22 protein-coding genes and 1 pseudogene are annotated in these 19,074 nt (G+C 67.7%); 11 read left to right on the top strand and 12 right to left on the bottom strand.

Translation table 11 applies throughout. The annotated features are described in order from the left end of the window. Nucleotides 1-29 precede the first annotated feature (29 nt). Nucleotides 30-236 carry a helix-turn-helix transcriptional regulator gene (locus NATOC_RS03465; RefSeq protein WP_015320032.1) on the bottom strand — a complete coding sequence of 69 codons (207 nt, stop codon included), beginning with the start codon at nt 234-236 and terminating at the stop codon, nt 30-32. Beyond that, complete coding sequence (locus NATOC_RS03460) at nt 233-676, bottom strand: hypothetical protein (RefSeq protein ID WP_015320031.1); 444 nt, start codon at nt 674-676, stop codon at nt 233-235. The genes NATOC_RS03465 and NATOC_RS03460 overlap by 4 nt, the downstream gene beginning before the upstream one ends. Before the next feature lie 192 nt (nt 677-868). Here NATOC_RS03460 and NATOC_RS03455 point away from each other — a divergent pair, with 192 nt between their 5' ends. Then, the gene (locus NATOC_RS03455; protein ID WP_015320030.1) at nt 869-1,366 is read left to right on the top strand and encodes a LabA-like NYN domain-containing protein; all 498 of its coding nucleotides are present in this window, start codon (nt 869-871) and stop codon (nt 1,364-1,366) included. Here the strand turns inward: NATOC_RS03455 and NATOC_RS22205 are convergent. Then, nucleotides 1,363-1,536: a hypothetical protein gene (locus NATOC_RS22205; protein WP_015320029.1), complete on the bottom strand. Its 174-nt coding sequence runs from the start codon at nt 1,534-1,536 to the stop codon at nt 1,363-1,365. The genes NATOC_RS03455 and NATOC_RS22205 overlap by 4 nt on opposite strands. Nucleotides 1,537-1,670: 134 nt before the next feature. On the opposite strand from NATOC_RS22205, the gene NATOC_RS03450 reads away from it, so the two are divergent. The 3 genes from NATOC_RS03450 to NATOC_RS03440 all read left to right on the top strand — a co-directional run bounded on the left by NATOC_RS03450 (nt 1,671) and on the right by NATOC_RS03440 (nt 3,364). After that, a complete protein-coding gene (locus tag NATOC_RS03450) occupies nt 1,671-2,159 on the top strand; it encodes a PUA domain-containing protein (RefSeq protein WP_015320028.1) in 489 nt (162 codons plus the stop codon). A gap of 77 nt (nt 2,160-2,236) precedes the next feature. Next, nucleotides 2,237-2,626 (top strand): nascent polypeptide-associated complex protein, encoded by a 390-nt coding sequence (locus NATOC_RS21570; RefSeq protein ID WP_015320027.1) that lies wholly within the window; start codon nt 2,237-2,239, stop codon nt 2,624-2,626. 3 nt (nt 2,627-2,629) lie between these two features. Then, on the top strand, nt 2,630-3,364 hold the full coding sequence (locus tag NATOC_RS03440) for a methyltransferase domain-containing protein (protein WP_049888636.1): 735 nt from the start codon (nt 2,630-2,632) through the stop codon (nt 3,362-3,364). A gap of 242 nt (nt 3,365-3,606) precedes the next feature. On the opposite strand, the gene NATOC_RS03435 is transcribed toward NATOC_RS03440, so the two are convergent. Continuing rightward, nucleotides 3,607-3,915 (bottom strand): transcription factor S, encoded by a 309-nt coding sequence (locus NATOC_RS03435; protein ID WP_015320025.1) that lies wholly within the window; start codon nt 3,913-3,915, stop codon nt 3,607-3,609. Between the two features lie 69 nt (nt 3,916-3,984). Beyond that, the gene (locus NATOC_RS03430) at nt 3,985-4,239 is read right to left on the bottom strand and encodes a DUF5789 family protein (RefSeq protein ID WP_015320024.1); all 255 of its coding nucleotides are present in this window, start codon (nt 4,237-4,239) and stop codon (nt 3,985-3,987) included. Nucleotides 4,240-4,353: 114 nt separating this feature from the next. Between NATOC_RS03430 and NATOC_RS03425 the strand changes: the two genes are divergently transcribed. Further along, nucleotides 4,354-5,640 (top strand): MFS transporter, encoded by a 1,287-nt coding sequence (locus NATOC_RS03425; protein ID WP_015320023.1) that lies wholly within the window; start codon nt 4,354-4,356, stop codon nt 5,638-5,640. Between the two features lie 63 nt (nt 5,641-5,703). Beyond that, complete coding sequence (locus NATOC_RS03420; RefSeq protein WP_015320022.1) at nt 5,704-6,204, top strand: DUF5797 family protein; 501 nt, start codon at nt 5,704-5,706, stop codon at nt 6,202-6,204. Nucleotides 6,205-6,244: 40 nt separating this feature from the next. On the opposite strand, the gene NATOC_RS03415 is transcribed toward NATOC_RS03420, so the two are convergent. Both NATOC_RS03415 and NATOC_RS03410 read right to left on the bottom strand, forming a co-directional pair. Beyond that, nucleotides 6,245-7,303, bottom strand: coding sequence for a DUF5787 family protein (locus NATOC_RS03415; RefSeq protein WP_015320021.1), 1,059 nt, complete (start codon nt 7,301-7,303; stop codon nt 6,245-6,247). Between the two features lie 140 nt (nt 7,304-7,443). After that, nucleotides 7,444-7,884, bottom strand: coding sequence for a bis(5'-nucleosyl)-tetraphosphatase (locus tag NATOC_RS03410; protein WP_015320020.1), 441 nt, complete (start codon nt 7,882-7,884; stop codon nt 7,444-7,446). A gap of 110 nt (nt 7,885-7,994) precedes the next feature. On the opposite strand from NATOC_RS03410, the gene NATOC_RS03405 reads away from it, so the two are divergent. The 4 genes from NATOC_RS03405 (at nt 7,995) to NATOC_RS03390 (ending at nt 12,055) form a co-directional block, all read left to right on the top strand. Beyond that, nucleotides 7,995-8,330, top strand: a complete 336-nt coding sequence (locus NATOC_RS03405) for an uS10/mL48 family ribosomal protein (RefSeq protein WP_015320019.1) — start codon at nt 7,995-7,997, stop codon at nt 8,328-8,330. A gap of 89 nt (nt 8,331-8,419) precedes the next feature. Next, complete coding sequence (locus tag NATOC_RS03400) at nt 8,420-8,890, top strand: hypothetical protein (RefSeq protein ID WP_015320018.1); 471 nt, start codon at nt 8,420-8,422, stop codon at nt 8,888-8,890. A gap of 69 nt (nt 8,891-8,959) precedes the next feature. Further along, the gene (locus NATOC_RS03395; RefSeq protein WP_015320017.1) at nt 8,960-10,240 is read left to right on the top strand and encodes an amidohydrolase; all 1,281 of its coding nucleotides are present in this window, start codon (nt 8,960-8,962) and stop codon (nt 10,238-10,240) included. 192 nt (nt 10,241-10,432) lie between these two features. Then, nucleotides 10,433-12,055 carry a M48 family metallopeptidase gene (locus NATOC_RS03390; protein ID WP_015320016.1) on the top strand — a complete coding sequence of 541 codons (1,623 nt, stop codon included), beginning with the start codon at nt 10,433-10,435 and terminating at the stop codon, nt 12,053-12,055. Between the two features lie 15 nt (nt 12,056-12,070). Here NATOC_RS03390 and NATOC_RS03385 read toward each other — a convergent pair whose 3' ends face one another. The 4 genes and pseudogenes from NATOC_RS03385 to NATOC_RS03370 all read right to left on the bottom strand — a co-directional run bounded on the left by NATOC_RS03385 (nt 12,071) and on the right by NATOC_RS03370 (nt 17,249). Further along, nucleotides 12,071-12,916 (bottom strand): DUF4397 domain-containing protein, encoded by an 846-nt coding sequence (locus NATOC_RS03385; RefSeq protein ID WP_015320015.1) that lies wholly within the window; start codon nt 12,914-12,916, stop codon nt 12,071-12,073. Nucleotides 12,917-13,102: 186 nt separating this feature from the next. Beyond that, nucleotides 13,103-14,845 carry a gamma-glutamyltransferase family protein gene (locus NATOC_RS03380; RefSeq protein WP_015320014.1) on the bottom strand — a complete coding sequence of 581 codons (1,743 nt, stop codon included), beginning with the start codon at nt 14,843-14,845 and terminating at the stop codon, nt 13,103-13,105. A gap of 184 nt (nt 14,846-15,029) precedes the next feature. Next, nucleotides 15,030-15,836, bottom strand: a pseudogene (locus NATOC_RS03375) (RNA-guided endonuclease InsQ/TnpB family protein); the annotation flags it as partial. A gap of 6 nt (nt 15,837-15,842) precedes the next feature. Then, on the bottom strand, nt 15,843-17,249 hold the full coding sequence (locus NATOC_RS03370) for a geranylgeranyl reductase family protein (RefSeq protein WP_015320013.1): 1,407 nt from the start codon (nt 17,247-17,249) through the stop codon (nt 15,843-15,845). Between the two features lie 162 nt (nt 17,250-17,411). On the opposite strand from NATOC_RS03370, the gene NATOC_RS03365 reads away from it, so the two are divergent. Continuing rightward, a complete protein-coding gene (locus NATOC_RS03365; protein ID WP_015320011.1) occupies nt 17,412-17,738 on the top strand; it encodes a 2Fe-2S iron-sulfur cluster-binding protein in 327 nt (108 codons plus the stop codon). Nucleotides 17,739-17,792: 54 nt separating this feature from the next. On the opposite strand, the gene ftsZ is transcribed toward NATOC_RS03365, so the two are convergent. Then, a complete protein-coding gene (gene ftsZ, locus NATOC_RS03360) occupies nt 17,793-18,986 on the bottom strand; it encodes a cell division protein FtsZ (RefSeq protein WP_015320010.1) in 1,194 nt (397 codons plus the stop codon). Nucleotides 18,987-19,074: the final 88 nt, after the last annotated feature.

Raw genomic sequence — 19,074 nt, 5'->3', positions numbered from 1 at the left:
TTTGCGGCCGTTTCGAACGATCCGGACGCTTACGCCGTCCCGTTCAACCGCGGATCGAACAGCTCCTCGACCCGGCAGTCGAAGTACGCGGCCAACTTGAACGCGAGCTCGAGCGAGGGATCGTACCGCTCGCGTTCGATAGCGTTGATCGTCTGTCGGGAGACGCCGACGGCCGCCGCGAGATCGGCCTGGCTCAGATCGCGGGTCTCCCGGTACTGCCGAAGGTCGTTTTTCATGAGTAGCGTCTGCTCACGTAGCCGTACACCAGTAGGTAGCCGACGACGAGCAGGAAGTAGCCGTAGATAGCGCCGCGAACGGCGTCCGGAACCGCCACCAGACCGGTCGTCTCGAGGACGACGTCTCCCGGAACGCCGAAGATGACGACGATCATGGTGACCGTCGCCACGATCCCGCCCGCCTCGTTCTCGATCCGTTGCTCGCGCTCGTCGAACAGTGCGACGGACGTCAGCCCCCAGACGAGGAGGTAGCCGACGAACCCCAGGTAGTAGAGTGCGAGTCCCGCGAGCAGGATGACGTCGCTTTGGACGACGAAGAGCCAGGCGCCGACCGCGGCGAAGAATCCCGCGAGCCCGACGCCGACCGAGCGTCCCATCCACTCCCTGTACTGTTCCCGTCGTGCGGCGGTTTCCCGTTCCGCAGTAGTTGGTTCGGTCATAGCTGGGAAGGAAGCTATGGAAAGCTCCCTTTACAGTAAAGCGTACTTTACACCGGTACTTAGTTCTCACTCTCAGTCACCGTGAACGTCCGCTCTCGGAGGAGAGCGCTGTCCGAGTACGAGCGACGGAAACGGGTGCTCCGCCGGCGGAAACGGCACGACTTTTTAAGTGCCGTCGACCCAAGATATCGTATGACCGAGATCCACCCGGGTCAGCGCGTCGCCGTCCTCGTCGACGCGCAGAACCTCTACCACACTGCACAGAGCCTCCACAGCCGGAATATCGACTACTCGTCGCTACTGGAGAAGGCGGTCCAGGGCCGCCAGCTCACGCGCGCGATCGCGTACGTGATCCGCGCCGACGCGCCCGAGGAGGAGAGCTTCTTCGACGCGCTGGTCGACATCGGGTTCGAGACGAAGATCAAGGACATCAAGACGTTCGCCGACGGGTCGAAGAAAGCCGACTGGGACGTCGGGATGAGCCTGGACGCGGTGACGCTTGCCAACCACGTCGATACGGTCGTGCTCTGTACGGGCGACGGCGACTTCTCGCGGCTCTGCTCGCACCTGCGCCACGAGGGCGTCCGCGTCGAGGTAATGGCCTTTGAGTCCTCGACCGCCGAGGAGCTCATCGCGGAGGCCGACTCGTTTCTGGACCTCGAGTCGCGCCACGAGACGTTCCTGCTCTAGGGGCGCGCGTCGCGGGCGCGATCGAGGAACAGCGCACCCATTCCGATCGCCAGCGCCGCGCCCGTCAGCGCGTAGACGAGGACGTGGGAGTCGAGTGCGGACGGGCCGGCGAAGGTGAGGCTGCTCACGGCCAGCACCACCAGTCCGAGAACGATCTGCGTGAAATCCATTCGATCGTCCAGTCGGTCCCGGACTATATAACGCTCCTGATGACAGTCGCGGGACACTGGCTGTCACCGATCCACGAACGACGGGCGTCGCCGTGGGTCGAAGGGCTTTCGACCGCCCGCGGCGAACGCGGGCTATGAGCGATCCAGCCGACGGAAACGCGGGCTTGCCGGCGCTGCGGACGATCGCCGACTACCAGTTCGGGGCGAGCGCGGGTGCGAGTCTGTTCCCGCCGACCGAATCGCTGACGATCAAGCGGACGTCCTCGGGACGACCCCAGCAGGTCCACTGCGAGGACGGCCGTCTGGTCTCGTTTGGAACCGACGGCCGGTTCACCCTGGGGATCGAGGGCGGACGGCGCCTCGACGACGCGCTTCCCGTCCCGGCCTACCGGGTCGTCGTCGACGACGAGAGCGAGCCCTTCGTCCGCGAGGAGAAGAACGTCTTCGCGAAGTTCGTCCTCGATGCGGGCGCCGAGATCCGCCCGGGCGATGAGGTCGTCGTCGTCCACGAGCGCGGCGAGGTGCTTGCGGTCGGGACGGCCGAACTCGACGGCGCGGCGATGGGCGACTTCGAGACGGGAATGGCAGTGAGCGTCCGCGAGGGCGTTCCCGCGGAGCGCTAACGTCGCTGGGCTACTGCAGAACGCTCGACGTCTCTCGAACGACAAAGTAAAAGGTTGCGGGTGGCGACGTACCGGGTATGTTCGGAGGAGGCGGCGGCATGAACCCGCGCAAGATGGAACAGATGATGGAACAGATGGGAATCGACGTCGAGGACGTCGACGCCGAGGAAGTCATCATCCGGACCTCGGAGTACGACCTCGTCTTCGACGACGCCGAGGTCACGAAGATGGACGCCCGCGGCCAGGAGACCTACCAGGTCATCGGTTCGCCCGAGGAGGTCGAGTCCGGTGCGGCCGGCGGCGCCGACGCCGCTGGCGCCGGAGCCAGCGAGGACGCCGGCAGCGCGATCCCCGACGACGACGTCGAGATCGTCGCCACCCGAACGGGCGTCAGCGAGAGCGAGGCCCGTGAGGCTCTCGAGGAACACGACGGCGATCTCGCCGCCGCGGTCGAGGCTCTCGAGTAACGCGTGAGCCGACCCGTGCTACTGGTTCGTGGCGACCGCGAGTTCCTCGTCGAGCCCGGCGAGGAGATGGGAACCGATCTGGGCGTCCTCGAGGTGCCCGAGGACGTCGAGCCCGGCACGACCATCGAGACCCATCTGGACGAAGCGTTCCGGGTGCGGCGACTCCGGGGGCCCGATCTCTTCCATCACTTCGAGCGGACGGGCGCCCCGATGGTCCCCCGGGACGTCGGTCTGGTGATCGGCGAAACCGGAATCTCGCGTGGCGACCGCGTCCTCGACACCGGAACCGGCACGGGCGTCCTGACGGCGCTGATGGCCCGTGCGGGCGCGTCGGTGGTGACCTACGAGCGCGATCCCGAGTTCGCCGAGGTCGCCCGGGAGAACATGCGCCTGGGCGGAGTCGCCGACGATGTCGACGTTCGTACCGGCGATCTCACCGACTCGGTCGGCGAGCTCGAGCCGTCGTCGTTCGACGTCGTCACGCTCGATACGGGCGACGCGCCGGACGTCGTCGAGCACGTTCCGGAGCTGCTCGTCGAGGGCGGGTTCCTCGCGGTCTACAGCCCGTTCGTCGAGTCGACCCGCGAGGTCGTCGCGGCCGCCCGCGAGGCCGACCTCTCGGAGATCCGTACCCGGGAGACGATCCAGCGGGAGATGCAGTTCGACGACCGCGGCTCGCGGCCGTCGACGGCGCCGGTCGGCCACACGGGGTACCTGACCCTCGCCAGGAACGAGTGAGACGGACTGCTGGAACTCATCTCCGGAGCGACTGCGGGACGCTGCCCAGTCGCTGCGAGAAACAGTTACAGGAGATCGTCTGACGTACCAAACGATATTGGAACCGGGCTTTTGTCTTCGGAGCGATATGTATGGCGTGCAGGCCGGTTGCCCCGACGGGGCGACCGCAGGTGTCAGAGGCGTCGTTGCCGTTCGACCCCCACCGTTCTCCCCACCCCCCTTCGTTCGACGCTCTCAGAGCGCTAGTTGTCGTCCTCGCGCCACTTGTACTCGCAGTCGGTACAGATGAAAAACCGTGTCTCGGACTCGTCGGCCGCCCGGATCTGTTGCATGTACCAGTAGGCCCGGTCGTTACCGCACTCGGGACAGGTCGCGTCGGTTTCGGGCAGCGACGTCTCCTCGGAGGACTCGATCACCTCACTTGCCTCCTGGTCCTCCGTAACTGTGTACTCTGCCGCGTCGCCTTTCGGTTTCGTAAACCCGCAGCTACCACACTCCCACGTGCCGTCCTCGGCTTTCATCATCGAGCCGCATTCGTCGCAGAATTCCATCGTTGTCCGGCATACGTCGACGGAGTGACTTAAGCGACCCGTTTGGACCGCTCTCCCGTTCGTGGCGAGCTACCCTTCTCCTTCCGACTGGTAGGGCTCGCCGACGGCCTCCCGGGGCAAGACGTTGTGCAGTTCGGTCTCGAGGTCGTCGGCCGACGCGAACCGATCGCTCGTACTCCGTTCGATCAGCTCGCCCAGGTTTCGTTCGCCGTCGGCCAACAGTAGGGTAACGTCCTCAAGTTCGCTTGCGGCCGCGTCGGCCTCGACCGGGTACTCGAGGCGTTCGAACGTGTCGTCGATTCGACTGAGTTTGACTTCCTCCATACCCGAGAGACGCGAGCCGAAGTCTTGTAGTGCGCTGCAGCAGAAACGGACTGTCAGCTCGGTCGGCATTTCGATTCGAAACGATAATCGGGGAGGGCCACACACGTCGAGTCGATGCGGCGTCTCGTTCGGTGGATTCTCGCGCAGTTTGCCGTCGACAGGCGGGTGCTCGCGCTCGCGTTCGCGCGGATGGCCGACGGCGTCGGGAACTCCTTTCTGATCATCGTGATCCCGCTGTACATCGCCGACGACGTCGTCGGCGGGCCGACGTTCGGCCTCGGCGAGTCGATGATCATCGGCATCATCCTCTCGCTGTTTGGCTTTCTGAACAGTTCCTTCCAGCCGCTGACGGGACGGCTCTCCGACCGGATGCGACGCCGGAAGACGTTCATCCTGGTGGGACTGGGCGGTCTCGCGGCGACGAACCTGGCGTACGTCTTCGCCGAGACCTACCACTCCCTGCTGGTGATCCGCGGACTCCAGGGGATCAGCGTCGCCTTCATTATCCCCGCGTCGGTCGCGCTGGTCAACGAGCTGGCGACGACGGGCGACCGGGGCGGAAACATGGGCGTCTACAACACGTTCCGACTGGTCGGGTTCGGCGCCGGCCCCGTCGCCGCCGGTGCGGTCGTCAGCGCCGGCCCCTACCCGCTTCCCGGCGGGCTGTCGATCAGCGGCTTCGACGCCGCCTTCTACGTCGCCGCGATCACGGCCGCGCTGAGCTACCTGCTGGTGACGATCCTGATCACGGATCCCGACTCGACGGGCGCGACCGCGGGCGCCGACCTCTCGATCGACGTCTTCGATTCGTCGGGCAAGAACCTGCTCGATCCGATCTTCACCCTCGGCGTCGTCTCGCTGTTCATGGCAGCGGCGATCGCCCTCTTTGCGACCATCCAGCCCCAGGTCAACGATCACCTCGATCAGGGGTCGACCTGGTTCGGGCTCCAGTTCGCGGCGTTCATCCTCGCCCAGATCCTCCTCCAGACGCCGATCGGCCGGGCCTGCGATCGCTACGGCCGACGGCCCTTCATCCTGGCCGGGATGGTGGTACTCGTTCCTGCGACGATGGCCCAGGGGCTCGTCACGAGTTCCGAGGCGATGTTCCTGGCCCGTCTCGTCCAGGGAATCGCCGGCGCGATGGTGTTCGCACCGGCACTCGCCCTGGCTGGGGATCTCGCCGGCGACGGCGAGTCCGGTTCGAAGCTCTCCGTGCTGACGATGGCCTTCGGCTTCGGGATCGCGATCGGCCCGTTCTCCTCGGGCGCGCTGATCGGGTACGGGTTCTGGGTCCCCTTCGCCTTCGGTACCGTCCTGGCGGCACTGGGGGCCGTCCTCGTCTACACCCAGGTCGAGGAAACCCTCGAGACGACCGCTCCCGTGCCGGTACTCGGGGATTGAGCGAACCGAAGCCGTCGCGGCGGGACACAACGCAAAAGTATCGGATCCGCGTACCTCCGGACGATGACGCTCTCGGACGAGGCCAGGGAACGGCTGGCCGACGTGGTGGAACTACAGCCGACGAAGAACTCGGAGCTGCAAGACCGGTGGGGACTGGAAAGCGGCAGCGAGGTTCACCAGTACCTCGAGAACGAACTGGGCGACTACTACTTCCGGGACGACAACAGTCTGATCCGCGCGACGAGCGAGGCGGCCGACCTCGTCGATGTCGAGCCCGGCGTCGAGAGCGATCCCGACGACGGCACTCCGAGCAAGATCCGAGTGCCGGCGCTCCAGGCCCGAATCGTCGACGTACTCGCCGGGCCCGACGAGGAGTCCGAGAGCGTCGTCTCGGTGTTGCACAAGCTCCGGGACGCCTACGACGTCGACCCCGACTCCGAGGACGTTCGTGCGGGACTCCAGAGCCTGCGCCGGAAGGGGGTCGTCGAGATCGAGTACCGCACCGTCCCGACGTTCCGGCTGGCCGTCGACCGCGACGAGCTCGAGGTCTCGACGACCGACTGAGCGATCGGCGCCCCGTCCCGACCCGCACCCCTCGCCGCGGCTACAGTCCGGGGCGACGACGGCGGCGCCGATCCTCGAGGAGCCGTCTGCACCGTTTTCCGGGGCCGCCCTCGATGGGCCACCCCTTCGTCCGCCAGCTCGGCGGTTCGGGCTCGAACTCGGGGCAGGAGCCCGAACACTCCGCGGCCGTCTGGCAGCGTCCGTTCGCCTCGCAGTAGGGACGCAGCTGGCTCCCGTCGGTGCCTCGAAGCGCGAACTGTCGGCAGTCGGGTCGCATCGTGTCGACGAACGAGCGCCACCCCCGTTCGTAGGCCCGTTCGGCGATCGCGAGCCGTTTCTCGGCTTTCGTCTCCGGCGGGACGTACTCGAACCGGGCGGCCGACCCGTCCCGTCGACCGCCCTCGGGGCGCTCGAGGACGCGCGTCCCGGGCTCGTCGACCGCGAGCGATCGGGGATACCACGCGACCTCGGCCGACAGCGACGCGGGCTCGAGCGCGAGGACGCCGGCCTCGACAGGGAGGTCCTCGAACAGCACGGGTTCGACCCGCTCGCCGGTCGCCCGGGTGGCGACCCAGACCTCGTCGGCGAGCCCGAGCGCGACGTCGTACTCGAGCTGGGCGGCCAGGGTCCGGGCGGCGCTGGCGTCGAGGTCCGGTTTGTTCTCGATCGCGACGATCCGGTCGACCCAGTCCGGGTAGGCCCACTCCCGGCGGATCTCGATCCGGTTGCCCGACTTGCGGGTCTCGAGGATCCCCCGGTCGTCGGCGGCGTGGATCGCCTCGCGGACGTACCGCCACGGGTAGCCCGGATCCGGAAGCGCGTCGCGGTAGTAGCGCCAGTCGGCGGGGGCGTTCCGGACGACGTGCAAGAGGTCGCTATCGAGGCGTTCGGGGCCGAAGTTCGCGCGGCGTTCGAGGGCCTCCCGATCGCACTCGAGGACGATCGTATCCCAGCGTCGGCGCTTGGTGCCGAGCTGGCGGGCGACGAGGACGGCGCGGTCGGTCTCGACGTCCTCGGCCGGCGGCCAGGCCCGTTCGGCCCACCGGCAGCTCCGCAGCTCGAAGGCGAACTCGCTGTCGGTCGCTCGCGGTCGCGTCACTGCCGGCCGTAGGGCGATCGGAGACAAGTGCGCTGCGGTCCGGCGGCGGGTCGAGAGCGCGGGCGCCGATCGGCCGTCGGGAGAAGTACAGCCGGAGCTTTCGGACCGCCGCTCGCGTCGCGGTTCAGTTCGTCGTGGGGCTACGCTTCGTCCTCGTCCTCCAGGATCTCGTCCAGGTACTCGTGGGCCTCCTCGAGGATCTCTCGTGGCCCGTCCTGGGTGACGGTGTTTATCGCCTGCTCGTAGTCGCGCCACTGGAGGTCGCGGTGTTCGTTCGAGAGTTCGGCGCTTGCCTCGAACGACTTCGCGATAAAGAGGTGGACGGTCTTGTGGATCGTCTTTCCGTTCGCCTCGAAGACGTAGTCGTAGTCCTCGCGAAACCCGTCGAGTAGTCTGAACTGGTCGATACCTGCCTCTTCCTTTACTTCGCGGATCGCCGTCTGCTGTAGCTCTTCATCTCCTTCGACACCGCCCTTCGGAAACTCCCAGTCGCCCGGGCGGCTCTTGAGTAGAAGATACTCGCGCCGGCCCCGCGTATCGCGGAAGAGGATCGCGCCTGCGCTCGTAGCTTCGACTGCCATTACCTCGAGTAACGCCCCCGACGTTAAGAGAATATCGGACTGTGCGTCCGCCGGCGCCGTATCTCAGCAGGTTTTTACGCGCTGACCGTTCACAGTTGTACAGTACCAGCATGACCTTCGTCACCCGGCTCACGCTTCAGAGCGGCGATCGAGCCGCACTCGACGGCATCGTCGACGACATCAAATCCACCGCCGAGCGCAAGGGCGCGGCGCTGAAGGGGCCCCACTCCCACCCCCCGGAGAAGCTGACGGTCCCCCAGCACGCCCGCCTCCACAGCGACGACGACCGCCGCTTCTCGTCGTGGACCTACACCGTCTTCACTCGCGAACTCGAGATCCACGGCCACGACAACCTCGCGCGCAACATCGCCGAACAGAACTTCCCCGACTCGGTCCACATCGAGGCCGAGGTCGAGCAGATCCACGGCGCCGGCCAGGGGAACTGACGGCAGACGGGCGACGAAGCGGGAGGCAGCGACCGGGAACCGCCCGTCCGAGCGAGGGGCTTTTCTCCGTTCGCTCGAAGGGGCGAGCGATGTACACGGGCAAAGTCGAGAAACCATGCTGTCTCTGTGACGATCCCGAGATCCACCGCCGGATCGACTTCCCGCCACGGCTCATCCAGCGGCTGCGACACAGCGAGGCCGTCGCCTGGCGGGACGTCGTCGGCGAGGTGTCGATCCACTTCTGCGAGTCCGACTGGGAGATGGTCCGGGAGCTCGTCCTCGAGACGGGACTGTCGCCGCTCCCTCGCTGCAACGTCGCCCGCGCGTCGTTCGATCTGCGGGCGGACTTCGAGGCCTTTACCGGTCGCACGCGCGAGAAGCCCGACCAGCAACCGATCGAGGAGCGGTTCTGGCGGGAGAGCCAACGGGTCCTCGCCGGCGACACCGAGTACCCGCCGTCGGATCGGAAGCTCGTCCAGGCCCACGTGGTCACGCAGGCGCTCCGCGAGCTAGAGGCCCCGGTCGCTCGGCCGGCGAACTCGGAGCCGACCCGAGACTGACGGTGCCGTCTCGCGGACCGACGACCGAAACCCGCCACTGCTTTGAGCTACCCCTTCCAATACGGCGCTATGTCCACCACCGATCCGGACCTCGTTTCGCTGCGCCGAGAGCTGCACCGCAAACCCGAACCCGCCTGGCGGGAGTTTTACACCACCGCACGGATCGTCGAGGAGCTCCAGTCCCGTCTCGACCTCGACGAGCTCCACGTCGGCCCCGAGGCCCTCGCGAGCGACCACCGGATGGGCGTCCCCGACGAGGACGCTCTCGAGAGCTGGTACGAGCAGGCCCGCGACCACGGCGCCGACGAGGACGTCCTCACCGACCTCGAGGGCGGGTACACGGGCGCCGTCGCCGTCCTCGAGCGCGGCGAGGGGCCGACGGTCGGGCTGCGGGTCGACATCGACGGCCTCCCCCAGCCCGAGTCCGAGGATCCGGACCACCTGCCCGTCGCGGAGGGGTTTCGCTCCGAACACGACGAGGCGATGCACGCCTGCGGCCACGACGCCCACGCGACGATCGGAGTCGGCGTCCTCGAGGCGATCGCGGACAGTGATTTTCAGGGGACGCTGAAGGTCTTCTTCCAGCCCGCCGAGGAGGTCGTCGGCGGCGGGAAGTCGATGGCCAAAAGCGACCACATCGCGGACGTCGACTACCTGCTCGCGCTCCACGTCGGGCTGGACCACCCCACTGGCGAGATCGTCGCCGGGATCGACGGCTTCCTGGCGGTTCGACACCTCGAGGCCACCTTCACCGGGGAGCCGGCCCACGCCGGCGGCCACCCCGAGCAGGGTCGCAACGCCGTCCAGGCGATGGCGACGGCCGTCCAGAACTGCTACGGCATTCCGCGCCACAGCGACGGCCAGACCCGGATCAACGCGGGCGTCGTCGAGGGCGGCACCGCGGCAAACGTCATCCCCGAGGAGGCCCGCATCGTCGCCGAGGTCCGGGGCGAGACGACCGAGCTGATGGAGTACATGTACGAGAAGGCCGAACGCGTGATGCGATCCGCAGCCGAGATGCACGACTGCGAGGTCGACCTCGAGATCGGCGCCGACGCGCCCAGCGCGACGAGCGACCAGGAGCTGGTCGACGTCGTCGCCGACGTCGCCGGCGGCGTCGAGGGCGTCGAGCACGTCCTCGAGCGCGACCAGCTCGGGGGAAGCGAGGACGCGACCTTCCTGATGCGGGAAGTCCAGCAACAGGGTGGGCTAGCGTGTTACGTCGGCGTCGGCACCGACCACCCCGGCGGCCACCACACCTCGACGTTCGACGTCGACGAGGACAGCATCGGACACGGGATCGAGACGGTCGCGGGCGCTATCGAACGGCTCGGCCACAGCCGCCCCTGACGTCTCCGGTCGGATCGGGGCGGAGCAGTACCTGTCCGGAGGGTGAACTATTTGGTTCGCCGACCGAAACTGTCGGGTAGCGATGCGACCCGCCACGCGAGTTTCCCGTCGGCCGTATCGGCCCCGAGAACGGTTCCCGGTGGTGAGCGGGCCGTGACCGCGAGCCACGGCCGTCCGGCGCTCTGGGCGCGGATGGCGATCGCGTCGACGCTCTCGCTGGCGCTGGTCGCGGTCGTCGCCGTCGCCGGCCTGGTGCTGGTCGGTGCGCCGATCGCCGGCTTCGTCTGGTACGCGGTCGCTCTCCTCGGGCCCGTCCTGTCGACGTCCGTCGCGACGGTGCTCGCGGTCGTTGCTGCCGTCCTCGCCGTGCTCTGTGTCGAGTGGGCGCTTCGGGCGCTCCGGACCGCACGGACGAACCCGGACACAGCCCGTCCCGGCCCGCTCGCCGAGGGGGTCGTCGAGTTCGCCGCGTACGTCCTTCTGCTCTCGTCGCTGCTGGTCGCGCTGGCGCTCGCACCCGTCGTCAGCGCGGCGCTTCCGGGACCCGTCTTCGCCGCGCTCGTCCTCGCCGCGGGCTTTTACCTCCTGACGATATCGTACGTCTGGGCCGCCCGGGAGTGGACCCGGTCGAGGAGCGACGCGGACGACCGCCTCGAGCGAAGCGCCGCCGGCAACTGGCTCGTGGCCGGCGTCTTCGGGGTCGGCTACCTGAGTTTCTCCGTCTCGGAGCTGTTCGCGGGCGTCCTCGTGATCGCGCTGGTCGGGATCGGACTCGCGGCGGCGATCGTCCCCGACCGCCTCGACGACGTTCGCGCCCGCCTCGTGGCCCGCGCGGAGGACGACAGTGAATCCGATTCCGAACACGAGTACTACGGCATCACCGACGAGCGTCGACGGCTCGCGGCCCGCCTCAAGGACGCACCGCCGGTGATCCTCGCGGGTTTCGGCGTCCTCGTCGGGCTCGTCGTCGTCTCCGTGGCGACGACGGCGCTGTCGACCGCGGCGATCGCCGCCGTCGTCGGCACGATCCTCGCGCTAGCGTTCGTCGGCGGCCACGTCGCGAGCGTCGTCCGGAGCGAGTTCGACGGCGAGGCCGCCGTCGTCCGGAACCTCGAGCAACGGGTCGAACTCGAGTCCCTCGCGGACGCGCGGGAAGACGATCCCGCCCTCGCGGAGCTGCAGACCACGGTCGCACGACTCGCCGGACAGGCTGACGTTCCGGTTCCCGAACTCCGGCTCGCGGAAACCGAGGCGCCCGCAGCACTCACCGTCGGCTACCGTCCGTCCTCGTCGACGATCGTCCTCTCGCGGGGACTGGTCGACACTCTCGAGGATCGGGAGCTCGAGGCCGTGGTTGCACACGAGCTCGCACACGTGGCCAACCGCGACGCGGCGGTACTGACAGCGCTTGCAACCCCCGGCGCTGTCGCGCGGGCGGCTACCGGGCGGTACGGGTTCAATCCCGTCCTCGAGCCGCTTTCGATCCTCGCGAGCCGGTTCGGTCGCGCCGCCGTCGCCGTCGTCGCTCGCGGACGGGAGTACGCTGCCGACGACGGCGCCGTCGCGATCACGGGCGATCCGGCCGCGCTCGCCGGCGCCCTCGAGACGCTGGACGCGGAACTCGAGCGCCGACCGTCGACCGACCTCCGGAGTCGGGAGCCGACAACGGCGTTCTCGATCGTGCCGCCGCCGTGGGAGAAACACCGCTTCTTCGATCGAACGCAACGGCTGCTCGAGCGAGGCGTGTTCGGGACTCATCCGTCGACGGAAAAGCGAATCGACCGCCTCCGGGCGGCCGTCTCGAACGATCGGTGATCCCTCGCGAGTCGATCAGTCGTCCTCGTCGTACCCGTCGTGGTTGTCGGCTCCGTCCTCGTCGCCGTCGGCCTCCGTGTCGGCCGCGTCTTCGTCGGCCTCCGCGTCCGCGACGACCTTCAGATCGAACGGCTCGTCGGCGGGGGCGTTCTCCGGGTCGAGGTAGCCGACGGCGAAGGCCGTGTAGACGGTGCCGGCGGCCGGACTGACGTCGAACTCGGCGACGACATCGCCGTCGTTGCACTCCGTCGCGGGCCGCACCTCGAGGACGTACTCGCCCGCGGGAACCTCGATCGCGCCGGCGTCGCCGAACGCGATGTCCTCGAACAGGACCGTCTCGCCGCCGTCAGCGGTGACGTCGACCGCCGGGGCGTCGGGCGAGGCGTGGACGAGTCGGACCCGGGCGTCCTCGCCGGGATCGCTCAGGTCGTCCTCGAGGACGGCCGGTGCGAAGGGCTGGGTCTCCCCGCTCAGTTCGCCCAGCGCGGCGATCGTGAACGCGCCCTCGGCGAGTTCGAGGTCCTCGTCGAAGACCACGGTGTCGGGGTCTTCCGTCGCCGCGATGGCGACGTTCGCGGTGCCGACCGGGAGCTCGAGATACTCGCTGACCGCGCGGAAGGGGACGTCCTCGAGGACGGGCTCGCCCTCGACGCTGACGTCGACGTTCGGCGCGTCCGGCGAGAGGTGGGCCGCCCGCACCTGTGCGAGCCCGTCGACGCCGTCGTGGTCGTCCTCGTGATCGTCGTCGTAGTCGTCTCCCCCGTGGTCGTCGCTCGTCCCGCTGAAACTGGCCGTGATCAGTCCGGCTCCGGTGGCTCCGAGCAGCGTCAGCGCGCGTCTTCGGGTATGTCCTTGCGACATAGGCATCCGTTGTCATCCGACGAGATTGTCGATAGTCCCTAACAGCGTAGGAAAGCGGACGGTCACCGGCTTCGCCCGCCCCCGTCGACGGGATCAATCGTCGGGCGAGGCGAGCGGGCGCGTTTGCCCCCATCGACGGGATCCGACCCACCAGTCTGGCACGCGGTCCGACACAGCCGGACACGCTCAACCCGAGTCGTCCGTCCGCGAGACCGTTCCCTCGGCCGTAGAGTGTCGCGGCTCGGCGCCGATCTGGAGCTCGTCGTCCTCGAGGACGATCACGTTCCCGGTCCCGAACATGCCGACCCCTTCCTCGAGGTCGTGGCCCCGCTCCGCGAGCTCCTCGCGGACGGCCTCGGGAAACTCGGTCTCGATCTGAAGGGTATCGTCGGCGTCGTAGGGGTAGTCCGTCGAGGGGAAGGCGGTGCTTACGAACCGCGGATGGTCGACCGCCGCCTGGGCGTCGAGCCCGAACTCGACGGCGTGGAGGAACTGCTGGGTCTGGCCCTGGGGCTGGGTGTCGACGCCGGTGACGCCGCCGAGCACGTACGGGTCGCCGTCCCGGATCGCCATGTACGGGTTCGAGGTATGTCGTACCTTGTACCCGGGCGTCAGCCGATTCGGATCGTTGTCCTCGACGGAGAGCATCCGCATCCGGTTGTTGATGTGGATCCCGGTGTCGCCGACGACGAGAAACTGCGCGCCCAGGCTGGTCGTCACCGCCGCCGCGTTGCCGTCGTCGTCGACGACGTGGAAGGTCGTGGTGTGGTCGGCTTCGACGTCCTCGAGGCCGGTGTCGATCGGCCACTCCATCGCCTCGTCCATCGAGATCCGGTCGCGCTGGTCGGCGGCGTACTCCTCCTCGAGGAGCTCCTCGACGGGGACCGCGACGCGGTCGGGGTCGCCGACGTGGTGGTACCGATCCGCGAACGCGAGCTTGATCGCCTCGGCCTGGAGATGGACCGCGTCGGCGTCGTCGGGTTCGAGGTCCGAGAGGTCGTACTCCTTCAGGATATTCAGCGCCAGCAGCTGGGTGATCCCCTGGCTGTTTGGCGGGTTCTGGTAGACCTCGACGTCCTCGTCGTACTCGATCGAGAGTGGGTCGACGATCTCGGCCGCGAACTCCTCGAACCCCTCGCGGGTCAGGTAGCCGCCGTGCTCGTCGGAGTGGTCGACGATCGCCTCGGCGATCGGACCGCGGTAGAAGTAGTCCCGTGCGGCCTGGATCCCGTCCGCTCGGTCGTCCTCGTCGGCGTAGGCGTCGGCGAGCGATTCGAACGTGTCGGCCATCGCGTCCTGGGTGACGGTGTCGCCCTCTCCGAGGAGTTCCCCGTCGTCGTGGTAAATCTCGGCCGCCGCGGGTCGGTTCGCGATCAGTTCTGCCTCGCCCTCGAGCCAGCCCGCCATCTCCGGGCTGACCGGGTACCCCTCCCGGGCGAGCGCGATCGCCGGCTCGAGGACGTCCGGTAGCGCCAGGTCGCCGTACTCGGCGAGCCACAGCATCCAGCCGTCCCAGGCGCCGGGGACGACGGCCTGGTGGATCCCCGCCTCGTCGGCGCGGTCCTCGTAATCGTCGGGTGTCGCCTCCAGCCCGGCGGGACCGACGCCGTCCAGGCTGGTCACCTCGTCGGTGTCGGCGTCGTAGTACAGCGCCCAGGTGCCCCCGCCCAGCGCCGAGGAGAACCAGGGCTCGACGACGCTCAGGGCGCAGGCGACCGCGACGGCGGCGTCGGCGGCCGTCCCGCCGTCCTCGAGGACCTCAAGCCCGGCTTCGGTCGCGAGGTGGTGCTGGGAGACGACGGCCCGTGCTTCCCCCGGCGCAACGCCGCCGACGTCCTCGGTCGAACGGTCGGCACAGCCGGCGACGCTCGCGACTCCGGCGCCGCCACTCGCCAGCAGTACCTCGCGACGGCGAACGGTCGTATCCATGCCCGGACACCGGCGACGGGCGACCAAAAGCGACGGGGACGGTTCGGGACGTAGCAGGAGGTTACCCGCTGAACAGCGCGAACCCCCACGACGTCAGTCATGGGAGGACGCCGCACTGTGGGGCAGCGACGCTGCCGTCAGCGCGAACAACCGCGCAGAGTGACTTCCTCCCCACCCTACTCGCTCACCGCTGACGCGGTTCGGGGCTTCCTGCTTCGATGACGCGCTTTGCAGGAACCGAATGGGTTCCCGTAGGGAGCGCAGTCTCCACAGGCGTTGATTCGGGACAGCCCGCCCCTACTTGTTCGAGACCGCGAGAAAGGATGTTCCACGACGCATTCGCGTCTCTGTCTGCCTCGAACCCACACGATGGACACGAATGCTTGCGTACCCACAACGGCTTGTCCGTCTCGACGCCACATGACGCGCACTCTTTGGTCGTGCCTCGGGGGTCCACGGCGACGAAGTACGTTCCTTCCCGCTCGCACTTGTATTCGAGCATTCGCAGGAACGTCCCCCACGAGGCCCCGGCGCGGTTCCGAGAGTTGTCCGGAAGCTCGACCAGCCCTTTCGTATCCAAGTCCTCGACCGCGACAAGGTCGTACTCGCGGGCGTAGTACGCCGAGAGTTTGTGCAAGAAGTCTCGACGCTTGCGCTTCAGGTCAGCGTGGCGTCGAGCGACCGTCTTGCGCTGTTCCTCCCAATTGTTCGAGCCGTGTTCCTTCCGCGAGAGGTTACGTTGGGCGCGTTCTAACCGCTCGCGTTCGTCGGAAAGGTCAGGCGACTCGACGGCGGTCCCGTCGCTGTCGTGGACGTATTTTAGGATACCCACGTCGATACCAACAGCGTCAGTCACCTCGTCGGGCTTCTCGGGTGGGTCGTCGGGGGTTTCGACGCCGAGGATGGCGTACCACTTGTCGGTGGGTTCGCGTTTGACAGTGACGGTCTTGATGGTGGCGTCGTCGGGCAGGTCGCGGTGGAAAGTAAACGGTCGGTGTTAGTACTTCGGGTCCGCCCCGGTCGTCTCGTAAACCGCGTCCATCAGGTCGTCGCGTCGGTCCTGCCAGCTGTCGAGCGCGCCCGGATGGGAGGGGTAGTTGCCGTAGTGGTCGAGCAGGTCGTCGGCACAGCGCTTGGTCTTGTAGAGGGTCCAGATCGTCCCCCAGTGGTCGCGGCTCTTGAGCAGCGCCTCGAGCTTGAGCTTCGTTCCGATGTCCGTACTGCCCGAGTACAGCGCCTCGGCGAGCTTGTCGCCGGGCATCGCCGCGAGCAGCCCCATCAGCTCGTCGACGTCGACAGCCGTCGAGAGGACGTTGTAGACGTCCAGGGCAGCGTAGCGGGCGCCGAAGTGGTCCATCACACGCTGGTTGTACTCCCAGAGGGCTCGCTCGCCGACGTCACCGTCCTCGATCCCGTCGACGGCGGCCTCCGCGGCGTACTTGCCGGCGTAGGCCGCGCCCGCGATCCCGCCGCCCGTCGTCGGGTTGACGTGACCTGCGGCGTCGCCGACGGCCATGTAGCCCGGATGGATCGCCGAGTCGTAGGGCCGACGCGTCGGGAGCGCGGCGCCGAGCTTGTCGTCGACCTGCGCGCTCTCGAACTCCGGGCGGCTCCGGAGGTCGCGTTTCAGGCTCTCGACGAGTTGCATCGGCTGCTCGGTCATCTGGAACCCCAGGCCGACGTTGATCTCGGTCTCGGTCCGCGGAAAGTACCAGAGGTAGCCCGCGGCCCGATCGGTCGGCTTGAAGACGAGGGCGTCGGACCACTCCACGGGGTCGTCGACGGTGACGACCTCGCGGTAGCCCGAACAGAAGTGGGTGTAGTTGACGTTGGTGTCGAACGTCGACCCCGAGAAGTCGACGTGATCCTGCAGCACCGACAGCGAGCCCGCGGCGTCGATGACGACCTCGGCCTCGTACTCGACGGGGTCGCCCTTCCGCACCGCCCGGACGCCCGTGACCCGACCGTCCTCGGCCTGGGTGACGTCCTGGACGACGGTGTCGTAGTGGATCTCCGCGCCCGCCTTCGCGGCGCCCTCGATGACGAGCTTGCCGTACTCCCAGCGGTCGACGACGGCCAGCTCTCCCGGAATCGGGATCTCGAGGACGGTGTCTTCCTGTGGGATCTCGAAGCGGCCGTGGTCGACGTCGGTGTTCGTGAAGGCGGGTTCGAGCTGTGACTTGGGGATCGCGTCGGGGAAGTCCGCTGCGCCCTTCAGGGCGTCCCCGCAGGCGATGTGGCCCGCCTCCTGCTCGGACTTGCGCTCGAGGAGGACGACGTCGTACCCCTCGCTCGCGACGGTCGCTGCGGCGTAGCTGCCGGCGGTTCCGGCGCCGACGACGACCACGTCGGACGACCGAGTCTTGGAGACCGCATCGGCGGCCGACTGCTCCTGCGTACTCATATAAGACAGTGTGAAGTGCGAGGTAAGAAAACGTTTTATGTGCACGCCCTCGCTCGACCGGCTCGCGATATACGAGCACGACCCCGCGCCGGTCGATTTCGTCGGCGCGGCGGCCACGAAATGTAATAAAGAGTTTTAGTGCGGTCTTCCGTACCGTTCGGTATGACTGAGTACACGGTCGAGTTCGTCGGTACGGGGGAGTCGATCACCTGCACGGACAAGGAGACGATCCTCAGCCGCTGTCTCGAGGAGGGGATCGCCCAGGAGTACTCCTGTCGGGTCGGGATGTGTCTGGCCTGTTCGGCCGAGATCGTCGAGGGAGAAGTCACCCAGCCCGCAGCGCGAGGCTTTACCGAGGAGGAAGCCGAGAACTACGCGCTGACCTGCATGGCCCGCCCCCAGTCGGATCTGAAACTCGAGCGCGGAAAGTACCCCCCGAGCATCGAAGGGGACCTCGCGGGCGGCGAACCGGCGAGGGCCGACGACTGACGGCGCTGTCGATCCTGCATTCTCGAAAAGCGTCCGGCGAACCGCGTCCGCCGATCAGTTGACGAAGTCGATATCGTCGTCGCCGCGAGCGCCGCCACGGCCACGTCCTCGGCCTCCGGCCTGGGAGCCGCCTTCGGGCTGGGTCGGCTGCTCGTCGCCGTTGCCGTAGATCTGGGGCGACTCGACGCCCGTGACGACGATCATCGTCCGCATGCTTCCCTCGAGGGTCTCGTCGATCGAGGTCCCCCAGATGATGCGGGCGTCGGGGTCGATCCGGTCGTAGATCTCCTCGACGACGCCCTCCGCTTCCTCGATGGACATGTCGTTGCCACCCGTGACGTTGACCAGTGCGGAGGTCGCCCCGGAGATGTCGACGTCCAAAAGCGGCGATCGCAGCGCGGTCTTGACCGAGTCCTCGGCTTTCGCCTCGGAGTCGGACTCGCCGAGACCGATCATCGCGACCCCGCCCCGTTCCATGACGGTACGGACGTCGGCGAAGTCGAGGTTGACGAGGCCGGGCTTGGTGATCAGCTCGGTGATGCCCTTCACGCTGCGCATTAGCACCTCGTCGCTGACCTTGAACGCCTGCCGGACCGGCAGTTTGCCGACCGAATCCAGCAGGCGGTCGTTGGGGACGACGATGACCGTGTCGGAGACGTCACGCAGGCGCTCGAGGCCGGCCTCGGCGTTGGTTCGACGGACCTCGCCCTCAGCGGTGAAGGGAGTGGTGACGATCGAGATGGTAAGCGCTCCGGACTCCCGGGCGGCCTTCGCGACGACGGGCGCCGAGCCGGTTCCGGTACCCCCGCCCAGTCCCGCAGTGACGAAGACCATGTCGGAGCCGTCGATCGCGCCGGCGATATCCTCTTGGCTCTCGAGGGCGGCCTCCTCGCCGACCTGGGGGAGCGAGCCCGCACCGCGACCGCCGGTCTTGTCCTCACCCATCAGGATCTTGGTGTCGGCCTCGATCTCGACGAGATGTTGAACGTCGGTGTTGGCCGCGACGAGCTTCGCGCCGTGGATCCCCTCTTCGTGCATCCGATTGACGGTGTTGCCGCCGGCGCCACCGCAGCCGACGACCGTAATATCGGTCTGCAGATCCTGCAGAACGTCCTCGAGTTCGTCGTCGGTCATCGTGCCGCTGTTGTCGACGGCGTTCGCGCTCGACCGGTCCGACCCCGCCGCGTCGGGGACGTCCCCCTCCGCGTTCTCGGCCTCGTCGATCGCGTCTTCGATAAGAGAGTCCATTCCTGGGAGCCTGTAGTAGATGGAGCATAATTACCTTTCCCCTACACGTCAGGCGCCCGGAGGCGGGATAAGGCGGAGTTACGTGTCA

It is taken from the genome of Natronococcus occultus SP4, assembly GCF_000328685.1.
Classification (GTDB): domain Archaea; phylum Halobacteriota; class Halobacteria; order Halobacteriales; family Natrialbaceae; genus Natronococcus; species Natronococcus occultus.
The sequence above is the reverse complement of the archived record's forward strand: the minus strand, read 5'-3'. Positions and strand labels throughout refer to the sequence as shown.